Source organism: Ruegeria sp. YTSA075 (genome assembly GCF_059610245.1).
This window is the reverse complement of sequence record NZ_JBXWNG010000003.1, coordinates 93,424-112,893: the sequence shown is the minus strand read 5'-3', so window position 1 is coordinate 112,893 and position 19,470 is coordinate 93,424. Positions and strand designations below refer to the sequence as shown.

General features: G+C 57.1%; 21 protein-coding genes and 1 tRNA gene. 10 read left to right on the top strand and 12 right to left on the bottom strand.

Annotated features, from left to right (window positions below; genetic code table 11):
• Nucleotides 1-4 precede the first annotated feature (4 nt).
• A complete protein-coding gene (locus AC2FGE_RS06565; RefSeq protein ID WP_496818413.1) occupies nt 5-601 on the top strand; it encodes a histidine phosphotransferase family protein in 597 nt (198 codons plus the stop codon).
• On the opposite strand, the gene AC2FGE_RS06560 is transcribed toward AC2FGE_RS06565, so the two are convergent.
• The 9 genes from AC2FGE_RS06560 to AC2FGE_RS06520 form a co-directional block, all read right to left on the bottom strand.
• Nucleotides 598-1,860 carry a glutamate-5-semialdehyde dehydrogenase gene (locus tag AC2FGE_RS06560; protein ID WP_496818412.1) on the bottom strand — a complete coding sequence of 421 codons (1,263 nt, stop codon included), beginning with the start codon at nt 1,858-1,860 and terminating at the stop codon, nt 598-600. The two genes, AC2FGE_RS06565 and AC2FGE_RS06560, sit on opposite strands and share 4 nt — an antisense overlap.
• A gap of 21 nt (nt 1,861-1,881) precedes the next feature.
• Nucleotides 1,882-2,988 carry a glutamate 5-kinase gene (proB, locus tag AC2FGE_RS06555; RefSeq protein WP_496818411.1) on the bottom strand — a complete coding sequence of 369 codons (1,107 nt, stop codon included), beginning with the start codon at nt 2,986-2,988 and terminating at the stop codon, nt 1,882-1,884.
• On the bottom strand, nt 2,976-4,010 hold the full coding sequence (gene obgE, locus AC2FGE_RS06550; RefSeq protein ID WP_496818410.1) for a GTPase ObgE: 1,035 nt from the start codon (nt 4,008-4,010) through the stop codon (nt 2,976-2,978). The genes proB and obgE overlap by 13 nt, the downstream gene beginning before the upstream one ends.
• A gap of 37 nt (nt 4,011-4,047) precedes the next feature.
• The gene (locus tag AC2FGE_RS06545) at nt 4,048-4,584 is read right to left on the bottom strand and encodes a GNAT family N-acetyltransferase (RefSeq protein ID WP_496818409.1); all 537 of its coding nucleotides are present in this window, start codon (nt 4,582-4,584) and stop codon (nt 4,048-4,050) included.
• Complete coding sequence (locus tag AC2FGE_RS06540) at nt 4,581-5,189, bottom strand: LysE family translocator (RefSeq protein WP_496818408.1); 609 nt, start codon at nt 5,187-5,189, stop codon at nt 4,581-4,583. Before AC2FGE_RS06540 ends, AC2FGE_RS06545 begins: the two co-directional genes overlap by 4 nt.
• A 93-nt stretch (nt 5,190-5,282) precedes the next feature.
• Nucleotides 5,283-5,552: a 50S ribosomal protein L27 gene (gene rpmA, locus AC2FGE_RS06535; RefSeq protein WP_039535512.1), complete on the bottom strand. Its 270-nt coding sequence runs from the start codon at nt 5,550-5,552 to the stop codon at nt 5,283-5,285.
• Nucleotides 5,553-5,563: 11 nt separating this feature from the next.
• Nucleotides 5,564-6,208, bottom strand: a complete 645-nt coding sequence (locus AC2FGE_RS06530) for a 50S ribosomal protein L21 (RefSeq protein WP_496818407.1) — start codon at nt 6,206-6,208, stop codon at nt 5,564-5,566.
• Between the two features lie 206 nt (nt 6,209-6,414).
• Nucleotides 6,415-7,215, bottom strand: a complete 801-nt coding sequence (locus AC2FGE_RS06525) for a DUF2059 domain-containing protein (RefSeq protein ID WP_496818406.1) — start codon at nt 7,213-7,215, stop codon at nt 6,415-6,417.
• Nucleotides 7,215-8,057, bottom strand: coding sequence for a DUF2059 domain-containing protein (locus tag AC2FGE_RS06520; protein ID WP_496818405.1), 843 nt, complete (start codon nt 8,055-8,057; stop codon nt 7,215-7,217). The genes AC2FGE_RS06525 and AC2FGE_RS06520 overlap by 1 nt, the downstream gene beginning before the upstream one ends.
• 123 nt (nt 8,058-8,180) lie before the next feature.
• Here AC2FGE_RS06520 and AC2FGE_RS06515 point away from each other — a divergent pair.
• The 9 genes from AC2FGE_RS06515 to AC2FGE_RS06475 all read left to right on the top strand — a co-directional run bounded on the left by AC2FGE_RS06515 (nt 8,181) and on the right by AC2FGE_RS06475 (nt 16,884).
• Nucleotides 8,181-8,270: transfer RNA gene (locus AC2FGE_RS06515), tRNA-Ser, on the top strand.
• Nucleotides 8,271-8,487: 217 nt separating this feature from the next.
• Entirely contained in the window at nt 8,488-9,033 is a 546-nt protein-coding gene (locus AC2FGE_RS06510) for a hypothetical protein (protein ID WP_496818404.1), read from the top strand.
• Nucleotides 9,034-9,251: 218 nt separating this feature from the next.
• Entirely contained in the window at nt 9,252-10,259 is a 1,008-nt protein-coding gene (locus AC2FGE_RS06505; RefSeq protein ID WP_496818403.1) for an alcohol dehydrogenase catalytic domain-containing protein, read from the top strand.
• Between the two features lie 38 nt (nt 10,260-10,297).
• Nucleotides 10,298-11,173: a branched-chain amino acid ABC transporter permease gene (locus tag AC2FGE_RS06500; protein WP_480549248.1), complete on the top strand. Its 876-nt coding sequence runs from the start codon at nt 10,298-10,300 to the stop codon at nt 11,171-11,173.
• A 3-nt stretch (nt 11,174-11,176) separates the two neighbouring features.
• Nucleotides 11,177-12,274, top strand: a complete 1,098-nt coding sequence (locus tag AC2FGE_RS06495) for a branched-chain amino acid ABC transporter permease (protein WP_496818401.1) — start codon at nt 11,177-11,179, stop codon at nt 12,272-12,274.
• On the top strand, nt 12,271-13,035 hold the full coding sequence (locus tag AC2FGE_RS06490) for an ABC transporter ATP-binding protein (protein ID WP_496818400.1): 765 nt from the start codon (nt 12,271-12,273) through the stop codon (nt 13,033-13,035). Before AC2FGE_RS06495 ends, AC2FGE_RS06490 begins: the two co-directional genes overlap by 4 nt.
• Nucleotides 13,032-13,805 carry an ABC transporter ATP-binding protein gene (locus tag AC2FGE_RS06485; RefSeq protein ID WP_496818399.1) on the top strand — a complete coding sequence of 258 codons (774 nt, stop codon included), beginning with the start codon at nt 13,032-13,034 and terminating at the stop codon, nt 13,803-13,805. The genes AC2FGE_RS06490 and AC2FGE_RS06485 overlap by 4 nt, the downstream gene beginning before the upstream one ends.
• Before the next feature lie 5 nt (nt 13,806-13,810).
• Nucleotides 13,811-15,697, top strand: a complete 1,887-nt coding sequence (locus AC2FGE_RS06480; protein ID WP_496818398.1) for an AMP-dependent synthetase/ligase — start codon at nt 13,811-13,813, stop codon at nt 15,695-15,697.
• A gap of 26 nt (nt 15,698-15,723) precedes the next feature.
• Nucleotides 15,724-16,884: an ABC transporter substrate-binding protein gene (locus tag AC2FGE_RS06475; protein WP_496818397.1), complete on the top strand. Its 1,161-nt coding sequence runs from the start codon at nt 15,724-15,726 to the stop codon at nt 16,882-16,884.
• Nucleotides 16,885-16,953: 69 nt separating this feature from the next.
• Here AC2FGE_RS06475 and rpsI read toward each other — a convergent pair whose 3' ends face one another.
• From rpsI to AC2FGE_RS06460, 3 genes are all read right to left on the bottom strand, one after another.
• The gene (gene rpsI, locus AC2FGE_RS06470) at nt 16,954-17,439 is read right to left on the bottom strand and encodes a 30S ribosomal protein S9 (RefSeq protein ID WP_496818396.1); all 486 of its coding nucleotides are present in this window, start codon (nt 17,437-17,439) and stop codon (nt 16,954-16,956) included.
• A 6-nt stretch (nt 17,440-17,445) separates the two neighbouring features.
• Complete coding sequence (gene rplM / locus AC2FGE_RS06465; RefSeq protein WP_039536983.1) at nt 17,446-17,904, bottom strand: 50S ribosomal protein L13; 459 nt, start codon at nt 17,902-17,904, stop codon at nt 17,446-17,448.
• A gap of 162 nt (nt 17,905-18,066) precedes the next feature.
• Entirely contained in the window at nt 18,067-19,470 is a 1,404-nt protein-coding gene (locus AC2FGE_RS06460) for an aminotransferase-like domain-containing protein (protein ID WP_496818395.1), read from the bottom strand.

Sequence of the window (19,470 nt, the reverse complement as noted above, 5' to 3'; positions counted from 1 at the left end):
ACGCATGGGCGCATCAGACGTCAACCTGGCCGAATTGATCGGATCGCGGATCTGTCACGATCTGATCAGCCCGATCGGGGCAATCACCAACGGGTTGGAATTGCTTGAGATGGTGGGCGCGGTTCAAGGCCCCGAGATGGAGTTGATCTCAGGCAGTGTCGGCAGCGCTGGCGCACGCATCCGGTTCTTTCGCGTGGCCTTTGGTGCCGCCAGCGATCAGCCCCTGGGCAAGACCGAAATAGCAGAGCTGCTGAACGATATCGAGCGCGCCGGGCGCGTTCGGGTGAACTGGAACCTGACACAGCCGGTGCCGCGCAATCAGGTCAAGCTGGCCTTTCTGGCCCTGATGTGTTGCGAAAGCGCGATGCCCTTGGGGGGTGAGGTTGAAATCTCGACCAATGGCTCGGGCTGTCAGGTTGTTGGAATCACTGATAAAATGAATGTTGACAGCGACTTATGGAAAAGTGTTGCCACTGGGCGCCCCTCGGGCAAGATCACACCTGCACAGGTGCAGTTTGCACTGTTGCCTGAAGCGGCCGCCGCGATGGGACGGCGGATCTCGGTCGAAACCAGTTCGACCCGCGTAGCGTTGAAATTCTAGGCCCGGATCGTACCGTTGCCACGCACCAGATATTGAAAACTGGTCAGCTGCGCCGCACCCACCGGTCCGCGTGCATGCATCTTGCCGGTTGCGATCCCAATCTCTGCGCCCATCCCAAACTCACCGCCATCGGCAAACTGGGTTGAGGCGTTGTGCATCAGGATCGCGCTGTCGAGCCGTTCAAAGAAACGCGATGCCGCCTGATCATCTTCGGTCATGATGCAATCGGTGTGGTTCGATCCATACTGCTGGATATGCGCGATGGCGGCGTCAATATCGGCCACGGGTTTGGCCGCAATGATGCTGTCCAGAAACTCTTTGCCCCAATCATCGGCTGTTGCTCGAAGCGTGCCATCAACGGCCAAAGCGCCCTCGGCATGGACTTCGACGCCTGCGGCGGTCAGAGCAGCGATCAGATCACGCCCCAGCGTTTCGGCAATATCCTGATGGATCAAAAGGCATTCTGCCGCACCGCAGATACCTGTGCGTCGGGTTTTGGCGTTCAGCACCACCTCAAGCGTCTTCTGCGGATCAGCGGCTTTGTCGACATAGATGTGAACAATGCCTTCGAGATGCGCAAAGACAGGCACGCGCGCCTCACGTTGCACCAACCCGACCAGCCCTTTGCCTCCGCGAGGTACGATAACGTCCACGTAATCAGTCATGGTCAGCAACTCCTGAACCGCGGCACGGTCACGGGTCGGTACCAGTTGAATGGAATCTTCGGGCAGGTTTGCCGCTTTCAGACCTTCGACCAGACAGGCATGGATGGCTGTGGACGAATGAAAGCCTTCGGACCCGCCCCGCAAGATCACCGCGTTGCCGGATTTCAGGCAAAGCGCGCCCGCGTCGGCGGTGACATTGGGACGGCTTTCATAGATCACACCGATCACACCCAGGGGCGTCCGCACCCGCTGAATATGCAGGCCCGAGGGCATATCCCATTCGGTGATCACCTCACCCACAGGGTCAGTCTGTTCGGCAACAGTGCGTAGCCCATCGACCATGCCCTGAATTCGGGTCTCGTCCAGCATCAGGCGGTCCATCATTGCAGGGCTCAGGCCCTTGTTGCGACCGAATTCCAGGTCCTTTTTGTTGGCTTTTATGATCCCGGCGCGGTTCCTCCAAACCGCATCGGCGGCGGCAATCAGGGCTGCATGCTTGCGTTCGGCGCTGGCAAAGGCGAGCTCGCGCGCCGCATCTTTAGCGCGCTTTCCAAGATCGGTCATCAAGGCCGGAATATTGTCGAGATCTTTCATCTTGTGCCCCTTTCTGCGCCGTTAAAGCGCCAAATCATCCCTGTGGATCAGCGCCGCGCGGCCGGGATAACCCAGCGTGGCCTCAATCTCCGACGATTTCCGCCCTTTGATCGCATCCGCTTCTTGCGCCGTGTAGCGACTGATGCCCTGAGCCAACCGCCGCGCTTGCGGATCAAGCACCGCGACCGGGTCGCCGCGCCCGAAATCCCCGGTGACTTCGACAATCCCAGCCGGCAAAAGGCTGTTGCCGTTTGCAAGCGCTTTGGCCGCACCCTCATCCACGGTGATCTCACCCCTTGGTTTCATCGCCGAAATCCAACGCTTGCGCGCCGCGTGGGGATCCAGCTTGGCCGTAAACCATGTGCAGTTGGCGCCATTCTCAAGCGATTGCAGAGGGTTAAGAGGTGACCCTTCAGTAATCGCCATATCGCATCCAGCGGCCGTTGCCATCTTGGCCGCCAACAATTTGGTCTTCATCCCGCCTTTTGACAGGCCAGACCCGGCATCGCCGGCCATCGCCTCAATTTTGGGGGTGATGGTGTCGATGGTGTCATAGCGCGTGGCCGAGGCATCTTCGTTCGGATTGCCCGAGTAGAACCCATCTACGTCTGAAAGCAGGATCAATTGATCCGCGCCAACCGTGACCGCGATCTGAGCGGCCAGACGGTCATTGTCGCCATAGCGGATTTCATCAGTTGCCACGGTGTCGTTTTCATTGACGATCGGAACAACGCCAAGCCCCAACAGGGTTTCCAGGGTCGCGCGCGAATTCAAATAGCGGCGCCTGTCTTCACTGTCTTCCAAAGTGACCAGAACCTGCGCCGTAGTGATCTCATGCGGGGTCAGCGCTTCTTCATAGGCGCGGGCCAGTCGGATTTGACCCACCGCTGCGGCGGCCTGAGATTGCTCCAATGGCAGTGTCGCGGTGGGCAGGCCCAAAACACCGCGGCCCAACGCAATCGAGCCTGACGACACCAGAATGACATCCGCGCCCTGCCCCTTCAGCCAGGCCACATCCTGTGCCAGCGATTTCAACCAGTCCGAACGCAACACGCCTGAGTGCCGGTCCACCAATAAGGCCGACCCGATTTTGACCACCAAACGACGGGCTGCAGTCAGGGTTGCCACGATTGGGCCTCCTCCACGGGTTTCTGGCGTAGCCGGTTTTCATCAATCTGAGCGCGTAGGGCCCGCAGCACGTCGGTCACGCCCAGATGGGCGACGCCGGACATGGTCATGACAGGGCCGCCAACGGCGTTCTCCAGTTCAGCCTTGGCGAGCTCGCGTTCTTCTTCATCCAGCGCGTCGACCTTGTTCAGCACGGTGATCCGCGGCTTGTCGGCCAGTTCACCGCCATAGGCTTCAAGCTCATGAATGATGGTGCGATAGTCTTCGGCCACAGTTTCCGAGGTGCCATCAACCAGATGCAGCAGCACGGCGCAGCGCTCCACGTGACCCAGAAAGCGGTCTCCGATCCCGCGCCCTTCATGCGCGCCTTCGATCAGGCCAGGGATGTCGGCCACAACGAATTCGACATTGTCGACGCCGACCACGCCCAAGTTCGGATGCAGGGTCGTAAACGGATAATCGGCAATCTTGGGGCGCGCATTCGACGTGGCGGCCAAGAAGGTTGATTTGCCTGCATTTGGCATACCCAGCAGTCCTACATCGGCAATCAGCTTCAGCCGCAACCAGATCGTGCGGTCGATCCCGGCCTGCCCCGGATTGGCGCGGCGCGGAGCTTGGTTGGTGGCCGATTTAAAGTGTAGGTTGCCAAACCCGCCATTGCCGCCCTTGGCCAGCAGGAACCGCTGTCCGACCTCAGTCAGGTCGCAGATCACGGTTTCTTCGTCTTCATCGAGGATCTCTGTCCCGACCGGCACGCGCAGGATAATGTCGTCACCATCCTTACCTGTGCGCTGCTGCCCACGGCCGGGCTGCCCGTTCTGGGCAAAGAAATGCTGCTGATAGCGAAAGTCGATCAGGGTGTTCAGCCCATCGACGACCTCAGCCCAGACTGTACCCCCTTTGCCGCCGTCCCCGCCATCGGGACCGCCATATTCGATGTATTTTTCGCGCCGAAAGCTGACGCAGCCGCTACCGCCGGCCCCGGACCGGATGTAGACCTTTGCAAGATCGAGAAATTTCATGACTGTCCCCTACTGCAAAGGCCCCATCGGCCACAAGTCAGAGTTTTTTACTATATGTCCAGGTGGGCACGTTTGCGTCGCGTGCGACCGAATATGTCTCGGCGTCGCCAAGATATTCGAAACCACAATGGATCAGCACCCGCGCCGAGGCTGGATTGTCCTGAAATACGCTGGCGAACATGCTGGAATGCTGCAATGGGTTGGCCAGAACCAGCGCCTCAACGGCCAATGAGGCAATGCCGGTATTCCAGTAAACCGGTGCGACCCAATAGCCGACCTCGGCCTGGTTGCGATCCAGCCTTTGCAGTGAGATGAGGCCGATCAGTTCCGGTCCGCCATCCTTGGTGGCATCCAGCGCCCATACATCCTCATCCCGTTCATCTGCCATGGAACGGGTTACAAAAGCCTCGGTCGAACCGGGTGGCAGAGGATGTGGAATTGTCGTGGTCATACGCGCCACGCGCTCATCGCCTGCATAATATTCAATGAGACCCATATCCGACCGGCGCAGGGGGCGCAGGTCGAACCGCTCGGTTTCGATGACCGGCTGGTTGATTATCATCTCAAGTTTCATGTCTGTGCTCCTCCTCCGAACAACACGAAAAGTACGGACGCAACTGTGACACTCGCCAACGTCCACATCAGATATTTTTCCATAGGCCGTCCTTCAACCGCATGAGCGATCCGATCGCCTGCAAAAGTCCAGATTGGGTGAAGAACTGCCTGACAAAACAATAAACAAAGCGCGATTGTTAAAGTCGCCTGAAACGTCGATGTTCCAGCCGCAACAAAGCCGGTGAAGCCTGCTATGATCATGGCCCAGGCTTTCGGGTTCAGCGGATGCACGATCAGCCCCGCCCAGAAACCCGGCACTGCAACATCGCTTTGTCCACGCGACAAGCGCAGGTTCGCGATTTTCCAGGCCAGCCAGATGATATAAGCCGCCGAGGCGTATTTGAGCACCTCAAAGACCAAGGGCATCCGATCCGCCAATTGCATCAGGCCATATCCTACAGGCCAGATGATCAACTGCTTGCCCAGGATAACCCCTGCAACAAATGGCAAGGCAGCCCGAAAGCCATAGCGCGCACCTGTCCCCAGCAGGACCATATTGGCTGGTCCCGGTGTGCCGACCTGACTGGCGGCAAACAGAAGGAAACTGGTGGTTGCGACTGTCATCTTGTTTTGATCACGACTGCGTTAAAACGAAAAAGGGACCGGCACGTTGTGCCGGTCCCCCATGAATTTTTCTTAAACCTTCTGGGTCTCGGCTTACTCTGCGGCCTCCGCCACTGGCAGGACCGAAATAAAGGTGCGGTTTTTAAGTCCCTTGTGGAACTTCACGGCGCCATCGGTGGTTGCAAAAATGGTATGATCTTTACCCATGCCAACGCCTTCGCCCGGCCAGAACTTGGTGCCGCGCTGACGTACGATGATGTTGCCTGCGATGGCGGCCTGGCCGCCGTAGAGTTTCACGCCAAGGCGACGACCCGCTGAGTCGCGACCGTTACGGGAGGAACCGCCAGCTTTTTTATGTGCCATTCTCTCTCTCCTTAGCCTTTAGCCAGTTCTTTAGCCTGTTCGATCCAGCCTTCACGCTCGATCCGGCCTTTGAACGACAGTTTCTCGTCCATAGCAGCAACGTCTGCTTCCGTCCATGCCGCAATCTGGGCAAAGGTGGTGACGCCCGCTTCGAGAAGCTTTTTCTCAAGCGCCGGGCCAACACCGGACAGTTTTTTCAGATCGTCTGCGCCTGCGTCAGCAGCGGGTGCTTCGGCTTTCGGTGCAGCAGCTTTCTTGGCCGGTGCTTTCTTCGGCGCAGCCGCTTCGACAGCCGCGGCAGAAACCGAACCGGTTGCAGCTTTGATACCCGACTTGTCAGCACCCGACGACAGGATGTCGGTGATCTTGACCAGGGTCAGCTTCTGACGGTGGCCAACGGTACGCTTCGAGCTGTGCTTACGACGACGTTTGACGAACTTGATGACCTTGTCACCTTTGATCTGGTCGATCACTTCGGCCTGAACGCCTGCACCTTCAACGAAAGGTGAGCCAACAACCGGAGCGTCGCCGCCCAGCATCAGAACATCGTTGAATTGAACTTTTTCACCTGCGTCGGCAGCCAGCTTTTCAACGCGGAGCACATCGCCCGCCTGAACCTTGTACTGCTTGCCGCCAGTCTTGAGGACCGCAAACATGCGTCTTTCCTTTTCCAAACCGCGTTCTGTGGTCCCCGCATGGGTGTTTTCGGCTTACGCCACCTCGAACAGCGCGCCCTTTTCGGGCTGTGATGAATGACCTTCGGGAGAACCAAGGGTCAAATAATAACGATACCCGGCGCGGTATTCCGGCCGGGTTGCGCGCTTATCCATGGATTGGGGGGCAAAGTCAACACCCAAGCGGGCTAAAGATCGGACCCGTTCAAAACCTGCGCCACAGCCTCGCCCAACTGGAACGAAATGGTGTCAAACATCCGGTCAAACCCATCGAACAACGCGGTGTTCAGCGCCTGCCCGGTCTTGGTTCTGGAAAAGGCGATATACTCGCGCATCTCAGCCTCGTCCAGCGGTGCATAAGCCATCAGCAGAAAGGAATAGAGCCACTCGGTCGTGTCATCTGTTTTGGCGTCCTGTTCGGCCAAAAGCAGCGCCAACAACTCGGCATCGTCGCCGGGCTGGCCCAGTGTCATCCCTTTGAAGAAACTGTATTGGGCGCTCAGCGCGCCCTGCACATTCTGTTCGATCAGATCATTAACCCGAATGAACTCTGCCACAAGTTCGTACAAAACCGAGTCAGTCTGAGTGTTCTTGAACCTCTCCTGCGCCATCTCTTCGATTTCGGGGGTCAGAAAGGCGCGCCGGGCCGAGTTTTCAAGCGAAACGACCATCTGACCCAGATCGCTTTGGTAAAAGACGATGGCTTGATCCATCTGTGCGTCGGACATCTGGGCGGCAAACGCGTCACGCATCTGGTTGCGCATCCAGGTCGGATCATAGATGTCCTGAACTTGGGCCTGAAAGAAATCTCCGCCCGCATTGTCCAGCAGCGTTTCATCCACTTCGCGCCTATATATGTCACCTTCTTCCGCAAGAATTTGCGCCACTTGGTCAAGCCGCATAGCCTCAGCCAGTTCTTCGGCTTTCTCACTCGCGAACGCAGGCCAAGCCCCGGCAAGCAGCACTGACAACAGGTACAAAAGGCGCATCAAATATCCTGAGCGGGGTGCAGTTCAGCCATGCGAGCGGCCAGCACTTCGAAGCGCATGGCCATGATTTCATACTGTATGGCATTCAACAGCTCATACACCTCCTGCATAAGCGGATGTTCCAAAGCGTCCACATAGTGGTCAACTTCGGAATCCGAGAACGCCTGATACGTATAGGCCGCCCCCGCCAAACCCGAAAGTTGCAAGGATTGTCGCATGCCGGCTTCATTGCTTTTCAACATTTGCCTCAGCTCATCAGCGCTCAACTGCAATTCGATCACGCCAGAAGCGCTTGCAGCCAGCAAAAACCGCACCTGAATCTCCTGCAGCGCTCGCAAGGCGGTTCCCGAGGAGTCGATGGCACTATTCATCCGTTTGTAGCTTTCAACCCGCGGCGATCCAGCCTGGACCAGCGCGGCAAAAATCTCCTGCCCTTGCAGTTGTTTGCCGTCTTCATCTTTCTCCATGTGCGAGGCGTTTTCAGCTTCTACCAGGCGCTGACCCAGATCCGAGGCATAAAACTCGACCGCATGTTTCAGCGCATCATCGCTTAGGGTTTCCTCAAGGATCGACACAGCGGTTTCATGCATGCCTTCGGTGTCAAAAACCTCTTCCGTCAAGCGTGTCCAATCAGACCCGAACCCTTCTGGATCAATTCCCAGCATTTGCGGTGCCGAACCGGATGCCAAAGCGATGCTTTCCAGTGCGACGTCAAATCCGGTAGTTGTAAGAAAAGCCTCAATCCGATCCCGATTGGCGGCCATAACAAGTGATGGCAAAAGGATCAGCGCGACAAACGGGGCGAAAAAGGCAGGGGCGAAGCGGCGTGGTTGATGTGTCATAGGGATGAGCCTAGGTGTTTTACCCCTATAGGCAATGGAAAAACGCGGCTTTGCCGAATTCCGGAATTTTCTGCTTGCACCCCTGCCCGTTCCTAACTAAATCCCCCCCTCACAGACCCCCGCGGAGAGGTGCCGGAGTGGTCGAACGGGGCGGTCTCGAAAACCGTTGTGGGTGCAAGCCCACCCAGGGTTCGAATCCCTGTCTCTCCGCCAGCTTGTTTTGCTCGGTACAGCGCAGCTTTCTTTATAAGACACTACCACAACAAACTGCAGTTCTTTCTCGTGTTGGGCGTGTTCTTGCCGCGCAGATGACACGGGATCAGCGTAGCTTGGCCCATATCTCGCAGTTGCAGAAAAGCACAAAGAATTCCCCTTTAAGAACAGATAGTTTTATCCCATCTCGGCGACACATATTTCAAAGGAGACACACATGTCGCGTACACTTATTCTGGCCATTGTCATCGCTGCAATCGGCGCTGGCGGTTATTTCTATTTCAACCAGGCAGAGCAAACTCCGGGTGAGACATTGCAGGACGCTGTGCAGGATACGGCCGATGCTGTAAATGACGCTGCTGATGCTGCTGGCGACGCAGCAAATGACGCGGTCACGGACGCGCAGGAGGCTGTCAGTGATGCTGTAGACACCGCTCAGGATGCTGCATCTGACGCATTGGACACCGCCGCAGATCAGGCCAACGAAGCCGCGTCATCGGTTTCGGATGCCGCGGATCAGGCGGGAGAGGAAGTCGCTGCGCTGGCCAATCAGGGGCAGGAACTGTTCAATTCCTGGCTGCAGGACGGGCTGCTGACCGCCGGAGAGTTCGACTATGATGCGATGGTGACATCTGTTCAGGACAGCGACCTGACGCAAGAGTTGAAAACGCAGGCGATCCAGATTTTTGACGAAATCAAAGCGTCGCCAGAAACTCTGCTGCAGAAGATCCAGGACCTGCGCAACCTGCTGACGCAACAGTAAAAGAAAATGGGGTCAGCCCTGAGGGCTGGCCCTGCTTCTGTGTAACACGTTGCCAATTCCGTTACGTCAGCACAACACGCGATTGACGCCGCACCGCCCATTTGTTTGGCTTGCCCTCAAACCAACCGCGTTGCTTTTGCCCGTCTTCATTTGATTTCAGAATTCACGGGAAAGCGCGCTGAACTGAGGGCGCATCTGTGACTGAAATTCCCAAAACGATGTTCGCGACTATTCTCAAACATGATGGATATTCCGGCACTATGACCGGTCCGGCGATCGAGAATGCTGGTGACTGGCTGGCCGAGGCGGAACTGCCCGTTCCCCAGCCTGGTTCCGGGCAGGTCCTGATCCGTTTGCGCACTGCATCGGTAAACCCGTCTGATCTGCATTTCATCAAGGGCGAATATGGCCAGCCTCGGATCAAAGGCGCTGTAGCCGGGTTTGAAGGCTATGGGGACGTCGTGGCCTCCGGCACAGGGGCCGAGGCCCTGCAAGGGCAGCGCGTGGCATTTGTTGCGGCAGGTTCTGGTGCTTGGGCCGAATATGTCGTGACCCAGATGCAGATGTGCATCCCGCTGCGCCCGGATATCTCGGACGATGACGGCGCGGCACAGATCGTCAATCCGCTGACCGCGATGGCGATGGTCGACATGGCGAAAGAGGCAGGCGATGCCTTTATAATTTCTGCTGCGACCAGCCAGTTGGGCAAGCTGATGTGTAGCCTGGGGCGCGATCTGGGTCTGAAGCCCATTGCTCTGGTCAGACGGGCCGAAACGGTTGATATGCTCAAAGACCTTGGCGCGGCTGAGGTGCTGGTTACCACCGATGCGGATGTTGCGCAGAAATTCTCTGAACTGAGCGCGTCACTCAAACCCCGCATGTTCCTGGATGCGGTGATGGATCAACTCTCGGAACAGATCTTCTGCTCCATGCCGAACAAGGCACGTTGGGTCTGCTATGGTAAACTTGGCAGCGAGAACCCAACCCTGACACAAACCGGTCAGTTGATCTTTATGGGCAAACAGATCGAAGGGTTCTGGCTGACCCAATGGATGATGTCCACACCCCCCGCTGATCAGATGCGCGTGGTGGCTGAAGTGCAAGCGCGCTTTGCCGACGGGCGGTGGAAAACCGATGTATCGGAACGGCTTACACTCCGCAATCTGATCCCAAATCTCGCCGATGCGCTGAAAAAGAGTGACGGGAAGGTGATTATCACGCCATAGTAGTACGAACGCCGGATCACAGGCATGGGGAGGAAAGCTTGGATAACGCGCAGCTGCTGATCAGCGGGCTGGCGAACGGGTGTGTGTACGGCCTGATCGCGCTTGGTTTTGTTCTGATCTACAAGGCGACCGAAGCCGTAAATTTCGCCCAGGGCGATTTCATGATGTTGGGGGCCTTTGTCACCATTGGCCTGACGAATACCGAATATATGGGATTACCCTTCTGGATGGCGTTGCCAATCTCACTCGGGATCATGGGCGCGCTAGGGTATCTGCTGGATCGGCTGATCATCCGCCGCATGTTCGGGGAAAGCCAGACCGCCGTTGTGATCCTAACCATCGCCTTGGGCTTTGTGATCCGCTTTGTCGCGGGGCTGATCTGGGGGCATGAGCCTCATACCCTGCAAAATCCGCTGGCGGGGAAAGAGGTCCGCTTTGGCGGGCTTGTTCTGGGGATGGAGGATGTGGCCGTCATCGTCGTCACCATCCTGCTGACCTGGGGGCTTTACGTGTTTTTCAGCAAAACCAAGCTTGGGCTGGCGATGCAAGGTGCCTCGCAGAACCAGTTGGCGGCCTATTATATGGGCGTTCCGGTCAAGCGCGTGCAGGGTTTCATCTGGGCGCTTGCCGGGGTTGTCGCGGGGATCGCGGGCATTCTCTTTGCTGCCAAAGGATCGGTGGACCCGACCACCGGCCTGTTGGGGATCAAAGCCTTCGCCGCTGCCGTGATCGGCGGGTTCGGCAGCCTGCCCGGCGCTCTTGCGGGCGGGTTGATCGTAGGCGTGATAGAGCCCTTTGCCAGCCGCTATATCGCCGCCGGATACAGCCAGGTCGCCCCCTATGCGCTGCTGCTGGCCGTGCTGATTTTCCGACCCAATGGCCTGTTTAGCCAGGTTCGGGTCAAGAAAGTCTGAGCCATGCGTATCGTTTTCAAAACCGATTACATGCAGGATATCCGCCCTTGGAAAGACAGCTATCAGCTGAGCCTCTATCTGATCTTGCTTGTTGTCGTCGCAGCGGCCCCGTGGTGGCTAGACGACTTCTATCTTGGTGAGTTGACCAATGTTCTGATCTGGGCCATCGCTGGTTTGGGCCTGATGATCCTGACGGGGCATACCGGGCAGGTTAGCCTCGGCCACGCTGCGTTTCTGGCGTTTGGCTGCTATGCCAACGTGATACTGATCGAAGCGGGGGTGCCCTTTTTGATCGCGTTCCCGCTTGCCGGTGTGTTGACCGGAGTAGCCGGAGTCACCGTCGCCATCCCTGCCCTACGCTTGCATGGCATCTATCTGGCGATCTTCACCATGGCGCTGTCGATCCTGATGGATGACGTGATTGTTCTGAGCGAACCCTTAACCGGTGGTGTCGCGGGCAAATTCATCGGAGGCGTCGATATCTTTGGCTTGAGCGTCGATCGTTGGGGCACCCCCGCCCCGTTCTTCTGGCTGGTGCTTTGCGTCGCAGTTCTGGTCACGCTCGGCTACATCAACCTGCTGCGCGCGCCATTGGGGCGCAGCTTTATCGCGGTACGGGATTCAGAGGTTTCCGCGCAAGCCATGGGCGTTGATATCGCGCGCACCAAGATGATCTCATTTGCCTTATCTTGTGCTGTCACTGGTTGGGCCGGTGCGCTGATGGGTATGTTTTCCGGGGCGTTCAATAACGAAACCTTCTCGGTCCTGATTTCGATTCAGTTGTTGATGATGATCGTGATCGGCGGGTTGGGCTCGATCCATGGCGCGTTTCTGGGGGCCATCGTGATTGGCTTCCTGCCGCAATTCCTGTCGATTTCCAAGGAATATGTCGGCGCGATCTTTGGCGGTAGCACAGTCGCCATTCCGGGGCTGGAATTCGGCATCTTCGGCATGATCCTGATCGCCTTCATCCTGTTCGAACCCTTGGGCATGTATGGCCGCTGGCTGAAAATCCGTACATGGTTCGAGTTGTTCCCCTTCTACCGCAAGGACATGTTCAAACGGCAGAAATCCTATCTCAAGACGGAGCGTCTGAGATGAGCCTGCTTGAGTTTGAAAACGTCACCCTGAAATTCGGCGGTGTCACGGCGGTCGATAATCTTTCCTTCGAGGTTGAAGAAGGCGAAGTTTTTGCCATCGTCGGCCCCAATGGCGCGGGCAAGTCGACGGTATTCAACCTGATCTCACGCTTCTACGACCCTGTCGCAGGCTCGATCCGGTTTGACGATCATGATCTGTTGCGGGTCAAACCGTCGGGCGTGGCTGCATTTGGCGTGGCACGGACGTTCCAGAATATCGAACTGTTCGAACATGCAACGGTGCTTCAGAACCTGCTGGTCGGTCGGCACCGGCATCGCAAAACCAACCTTCTGTCCGAGGTTTTGTTTCTGCCCTCTGCCAGCAGGCAAGAGCTGGAAAACCGCGAGAAAGCCGAACAGATCATCGATTTCCTCGATCTGCAAGCCTATCGCGACAAGATGATCTCGGGCCTGCCTTATGGGGTTCGCAAAGTGGTCGAGGTGGCCCGCGCGCTGGCCACCGATCCCAAGTTGTTACTGCTGGACGAACCCGCTTCGGGGCTGTCGGTTGAGGAAACCATCGACATGCGCTGGTGGATCGATGACATTCGGCGTCAGATGGGGATCACCGTTTTGATGGTCGAGCATGATATGGGGTTGGTTTCGGGCGTATCTGATCGCGTGTTGGCTATGGCCGACGGTGCCAAACTGGCCCTCGGCACTCCGGCTGAGGTACAATCCCACCCTGCCGTGGTCGAGGCTTATCTGGGAAAAGCCTCATGAGAGAGCCGATCCTGAAAATCCGCAATATCGAAAGCTTCTATGGCCCGATCATGGCCATTCGAGGCGTTTCGCTGGATGTGCATCCGGGTCAGATCGTGTCGATCCTGGGGGCCAATGGCGCGGGCAAGACCACGCTGATGAAAACGGTTTCGGGTGTCATGGACCCCGAAAAAGGCAAGATCACCTTTGACGGGCAGGATATTCAGGGATCCGAGCCGCATAAGGTCGTGCAACAGGGTATCGTGCATGTCCCCGAAGGACGCGAGGTGTTTCCCCTGCTGACGGTCAATGAAAACCTCAGCCTCGGGGCCTACACGGCCAAGGACAAGTCCCAGATCGAACGGGACCGAGAGATGGTGTTCAGCTACTTCCCGGTTCTCAAAGAGCGTCGCGGGCAAGAGGCCGGGACGCTGTCAGGTGGGCAGCAGCAAATGCTGGCGATCGGCCGGGGGCTGATGGCGAGCCCCAAGATCATGCTGCTCGACGAACCCTCGCTAGGTCTGTCACCGCTGCTGGTGCAGGAAATCTTTGGCATTCTGAAACGTCTGAACGAAGAACAGAACATGACAATGATGCTGGTCGAACAGAACGCTCACGCGGCGTTGGAACTGGCCCATCATGGTTATGTGATGGAGGTCGGGCGGATCGTGATGGACGGTGCGGCCGATAAGCTTTTGCAATCCGAGGACATCCAGAACTTCTATCTGGGCGTGCAGGAAGAAGGCGCACGTGAAAACCGCCGTTGGAAACGCAAAAAGACGTGGAGGTGACGCGGATGGACAGCACCCCCCTGCCCCCGCAGATCGACATCAATGGCGTTCAGTTTAACGCAACCGCTGGGCAGCGCCCCGTGCGGGTCGACGGTGCGGTCACGATTTCGGAGCTGTTCCAGAACCGCTGTGCAGATCTTGAAGAACGCACGGCGCATCGGGAAAAAGATCTTGGGATCTGGAGATCCTACTCCTGGGCCGACTATTGGCAGCACGCCAAGTGGATCGGGCTTGGCTTGCGTAAGTTAGGGCTTGAGCGCGGTCAGGTCGTCTCGATCCTCTCCGAGGACCGCAAGGAATGGGCCTGGTTCGACATGGGCATTCAATGCGTCGGCGGGATTTCATCCGGTATTTATACGACCGATGCAGCCAGTCAGGTGCAATATCTGATCACCGACAGTACCAGCCGCTTTCTGATTGTCGAAAACGAAGAGCAACTGGACAAGTTTCTTGAGATCAAAGACGCGGTTCCCGAGTTGCAAAAGGTCATTATCCTCGAAGATGAGGGCCTGCATGACCTCGACCACCCGCGCTGTATGATGATCGATCAGCTTTATGCCCTTGGCCAGCAGGCCGAGGCAGAGGAACCGGGCCGGTTCGAAGCAGAAATCGCCCAAGCCCGACCATCCGACACCGCCTTGCTGGTCTACACATCGGGGACCACCGGCCAGCCCAAGGGCGCGATGCTGAGCCATGAGAATATTCTGGCCGCCATGGAAAGCGGCGCGCGGGCGCTGCCTGCCAAGGCCAGCGATGAACAGCTGTGTTTCCTGCCGTTATGCCATATTCTGGAGCGTGATGTTTCAGTTTACTTCCCGCTAGCCTCCAAATGCACGGTAAACTTCGCGGAAAGCCCGGAAACGGTTTTTGCGAACCTGCAAGAGGTCTCACCCACCACGTTCACTGCTGTGCCGCGCGTGTGGGAGAAGATTTATGCTCAGGTTCAAATCATGTCACAGGACGCAACACCCTTAGGGCGGATTGCGTTTGGTCTGGCGGTTAAGGCCGGTCTGGCGCGGGCTGAGTACCTGAGCAAAGGGCAGCCTGTCCCGGCGGGTATCGCCGCCCAGTTTTGGGTTTGGGATCGTCTGGTTTTGCGCAACCTGCGGCGGATGCTGGGCATGGACAAAATGCGCCGAGGCGGATCTGGTGCGGCCCCAATCTCGCCTGAATTGTTGAAATGGTACTGGGCCATTGGTGTACCGCTGGTCGAAGGGTTCGGCATGACTGAAACCGCAGGTCTGGCATCACTGAACACCACCGATCAGAACCGTATAGGAACCATCGGACGCGCCGCCGAAGGTTGCGATATCCGGGTCTCGGACGAAGGCGAATTGCAGATCAAAGGTCTGAACATCTTTCAGGGCTATTGGCGCAACAACGCCAAGACGGCTGAAAGCTTCACCGATGATGGATGGCTGCGCACAGGCGATGTTGGAACGATTGACACGGATGGCTATGTCTCGATCACCGGTCGAATGAAGGACATCATCATCACGGCCGGTGGCAAGAACATCACCCCAGCCGAGATCGAAAGCCGGCTGAAGTTCAGCCACTACATCTCGGACGCCGTGATCGTTGGCGATCAGCGCAAGTTCCTGACTGCGCTCATCATGATCGATCAGGAGAATGTCGAGAAATTCGCGCAGGACCGGAAAATTCCCTTCTCGAACTTCGCTTCACTTTGTGCCGCACCCGAGATCAAAGAGCTGATCGGAGCCGAGGTCGCTTCGGTAAACGCGGATTTCGCCCGCGTCGAACAGGTCAAGGATTTCAGGCTGATCGACGTGTTGTTGACGGCCGAAGATGAAGAACTGACCGCGACGATGAAACTGAAACGCGGCGCAGTGGAAAAGAAACACGCACATCTGATTGAAGACATGTACACTTAACCAAAGCACGAAACGGGAGGAGAATTATGAGCAAGCTGATAAACCGGCTAACAGTTGTTGCGGCTTTGACAGCGTCGGCCACAATGGGCTGGGCACAAACGCAGGGTGTGACCGATGATGAGATCGTGATCGGCGCGGTCAATGACCTCAGCGGTATTTTCGCCGCCGTGGGTGTTCCGGCCACCAAAGGCGCGAATGTCGTCTTTGATCGGGTCAATGCAGCGGGCGGCGTGCATGGTCGCACGATCCGCTACGTGGTCGAGGACAACGGCTATCAGATGCCGCGCGCGATGCAGGGCTATAATAAGCTGCTGAACCGCGACAAGGTATTCGCAATGCTGCAATCGCTGGGCACGCCGATGAACCTGGCCGGATTCAAATTGCTGGATCCGAAAGGCATTCCCAACGTTGCCCCCCTGACCGCTGCACGGCAAATGCTGCAAGAGCCGGTCAGGAACAAGTTCACTTCGTTTTCAACCTATTACGACCAGGCGCGCGTTGGCGTGAAATACCTCGCGGGCGAGTTCGGATCGCAGACTGTTTGCACCATGTATCTACCTACCGATTTTGGTGAGGAAATCCTGGACGGTAGCAAATCGGGCGCGGAAGAGGCAGGTATCTCATTTGCTTCGGAAACCACGCACAAACCGGATGAAACGGATTTTGTTGGCTCGCTGAGCAAGCTTAAGGAAGATGGCTGTGATATCGTCACCATCGCGCTTGGGGTGCGTCAGGCGATTACCGTTGTGGGAACGGCCAAGAAGATGGGCCTGACGGATATGAAATTCCTAGGCACATCGGCCAGTTTCCTGACCGTTGTGGCGCAGGTTCCAGGTGGTGTAACCGATGGGTTCTACGCCGCTGCATCCTGGCAGGACCTATGGGCGCGCGCGGATGAGCCCGTCCCTGCCGCGTTTATCGAGGAGTACAAGGCTGCCACAGGCGAAGACCCGGTTGGCTTTGCAATGCTGGGCTATGCCGCTGCGGAAATGATGGTCAAAGCGTTGGAAGCCGCCGGCCCCGACCTGACCCATGACAGCTTTATCGCCGCGATGGAAACGCTGGACTATACGGATGAGTTGGTCGGCAATCATATCTCGTACAGCGCGGACGATCATCAGGGCGCTGATACAGTCTTTGTGAACATGGTTGAGAACGGGGCCTGGAACCTCGTTTATGAGGAGTAGACCACTCAAACTAACAAAGCAAAAGGGCTCGCAGATGCGAGCCCTTTCCTTTTGGAATATTCGCAGCGATTAACGCTTCGAGAACTGGAACGAGCGACGCGCTTTGCGCTTACCGTATTTCTTACGTTCCACAACGCGGCTGTCGCGGGTCAGGAAGCCAGCGGCTTTCAGTGCGCCACGCAAGCTGGGATCGTACAACTGCAGCGCTTTGGAAATGCCGTGCTTGACCGCACCGGCCTGACCGGTCAGGCCACCGCCTTTGACGGTTGCAACAACGTCGAACTCACCTTCCACACCAGCAACCTGGAACGGCTGGCGCAAGATCAGCTGCAGAACCGGACGAGCGAAGTACTTGTCCTGGTCTTTGCCGTTCACGGTGACCTTGCCGGAACCCGGCTTGATCCAAACGCGGGCAACAGCGTCTTTACGCTTGCCAGTGGCGTAGGAACGGCCCAGCTCGTCACGTACGGGTTCGCGCACGATGGCTTCTTCGGCTACGGTTTCAACGCCTGCGACGGCGCTCAGCTCTTCGAGAGTATTGATCTGATCAGCCATCGGTCATTAGCTCCGGGTGTTTTTCTTGTTCATGGACTTCACGTCCAGAACTTCGGGCGCTTGCGCCTCATGAGGATGCTCGGCACCGGCGTAAACGCGCAGATTGGTCATCTGCTGACGCGCCAGACGGTTGCCCGGCAGCATGCGCTTGACCGCCTGGGTCACGACGCGCTCGGGGTGTGCGCCTTCGAGGATCTGCTGTTTGGTGCGCGACTTGATGCCGCCCGGGTGGCCAGTGTGCCAGTAGAAGTTCTCTTCGCGCTTCTTGCCGGTCATCTGGATTTTGTCAGCGTTGATCACGATGACGTTGTCGCCCATGTCCATGTTCGGAGTGAACGACGCTTTGTGCTTGCCACGCAGGCGCATGGCGACGATCGAGGCAAGACGGCCCAGAACAACACCCTCGGCGTCGATCAGGATCCATTTCTTGTCGATGTCTGCAGGTGTTGCAGAAAAGGTTTTCATGGCAGGATAGTCCTGTTTGATGTGAAAGACCGCCCTGGAACAGAGCGGCCCGAATTCGATGGATGGGGTTTAGACCTACACAACAACCGGGTCAATACGCACAAACAAGTTATTATCGTTCTATTTCAATATCTTATAAATTAGGTATCATTTTACCCCAACTTAAACGCTGATTTGTTCCGGCGGATTGTCCAGCAACGCACGCAGGCGCATCATCGCGTCTTCAAATCGCTGCAGCGAGACATGCCCGTTCATGGCAATGCGCACCGCGTTTGGTGCGCGACCGTCCCGAAGGGCGAATTCATCCGCAGAACGCAACTGTATCCCTTCCCTTTCAGCCGCACGGCTAAAGGCGGCAGCGCGCCAGCCCGATGGTAGGTTCAGCCAGACGAACGGAACATCGGGCGCCCAGTTCAGATCGAACCCGCCCAGAGCGTTTACCGTTATGTGAACATATTCAGTCATTTTGCTACGCACATTCTGCGCAATCTGGCGTGTTCGTGGATCAGACAGAAGCAAACGGGTCAACTCAGCCAGTGGCTGAGCCAATCCGAAATACCCGTATTCGGCAGACCGGCGCAGACCCACGCTGCGTTCTCTGGGCGCGATGGCAAAGCCGACCCGTAATGCAGGCGTTAGAATTTTTGAGATTGAAGACACATGCCAACCACGTTCGGGTGCGAGGGCGCGGAAGCTGGGTTCTTTGGCATCACCCATTCGATAGCAATCATCCTCAACGATCTGCACATCGAATTTCCGCGCTATCTCGACGATTTCTTTGCGCCTTTCTAGGGGGGTGTGCGTCGCGGTTGGGTTTTGAACCTCAGGTGATACGCACACCGCCTGCGCCGGGGTCTGGCGCAGAACATGCTCCATGGCTCCTGGATCAATGCCCCATTTATCCATCCGAATACCGACTACATCGGCGCGCATCAATTCTCCTGCACGACGGAAACCGGCGTACGATAGGTCCTCGACCAGAACGACCGGTTTAGGGCCTTGCAGGATGGTTTGAAACACCAGACACAGCCCGTTCTGCCCCCCATGGGTCAGAACGATGTCATCATCGTTCAGCGGGCCCAGCGGAAGATCCGACAGCCAATCAACCACCGCCCGGCGCATGGGCTGATACGCATCGCGCGTGGGATAGTTCATGAACAACGCGGGATCGGATTGAGAGACTTTCTGCAAACATTCGCGGATCAACGACACCTGCCCCATATCCACCAGCCTGGGACTGAACAGGCTGACGTGGTTGGTGTTCTGCGCCTCGGCCAGATGTAATTGCCTGGACCAGACATCATCCAGAATCGGTGATTTCGGTGGGGCTACGAATGTACCACGTCCGACCTCGGCTTGTAGCAAACCCTCATCGGTGAGAATCGTATAGGCGCGCGCGACAGTGCCGGGTGTAATCTGCAATCGATACGCCAGTTCCCGCACCGGCGGTAGTTTAACGCCGATACCTAAGGATTTATTATAAATAGCTTTTCGTATTGTATCAGCAACCAGAGTGTACTTTGGCCCCTTGGATTTTGGCAGCGTGTTCGGCCAAATTGTATCCAT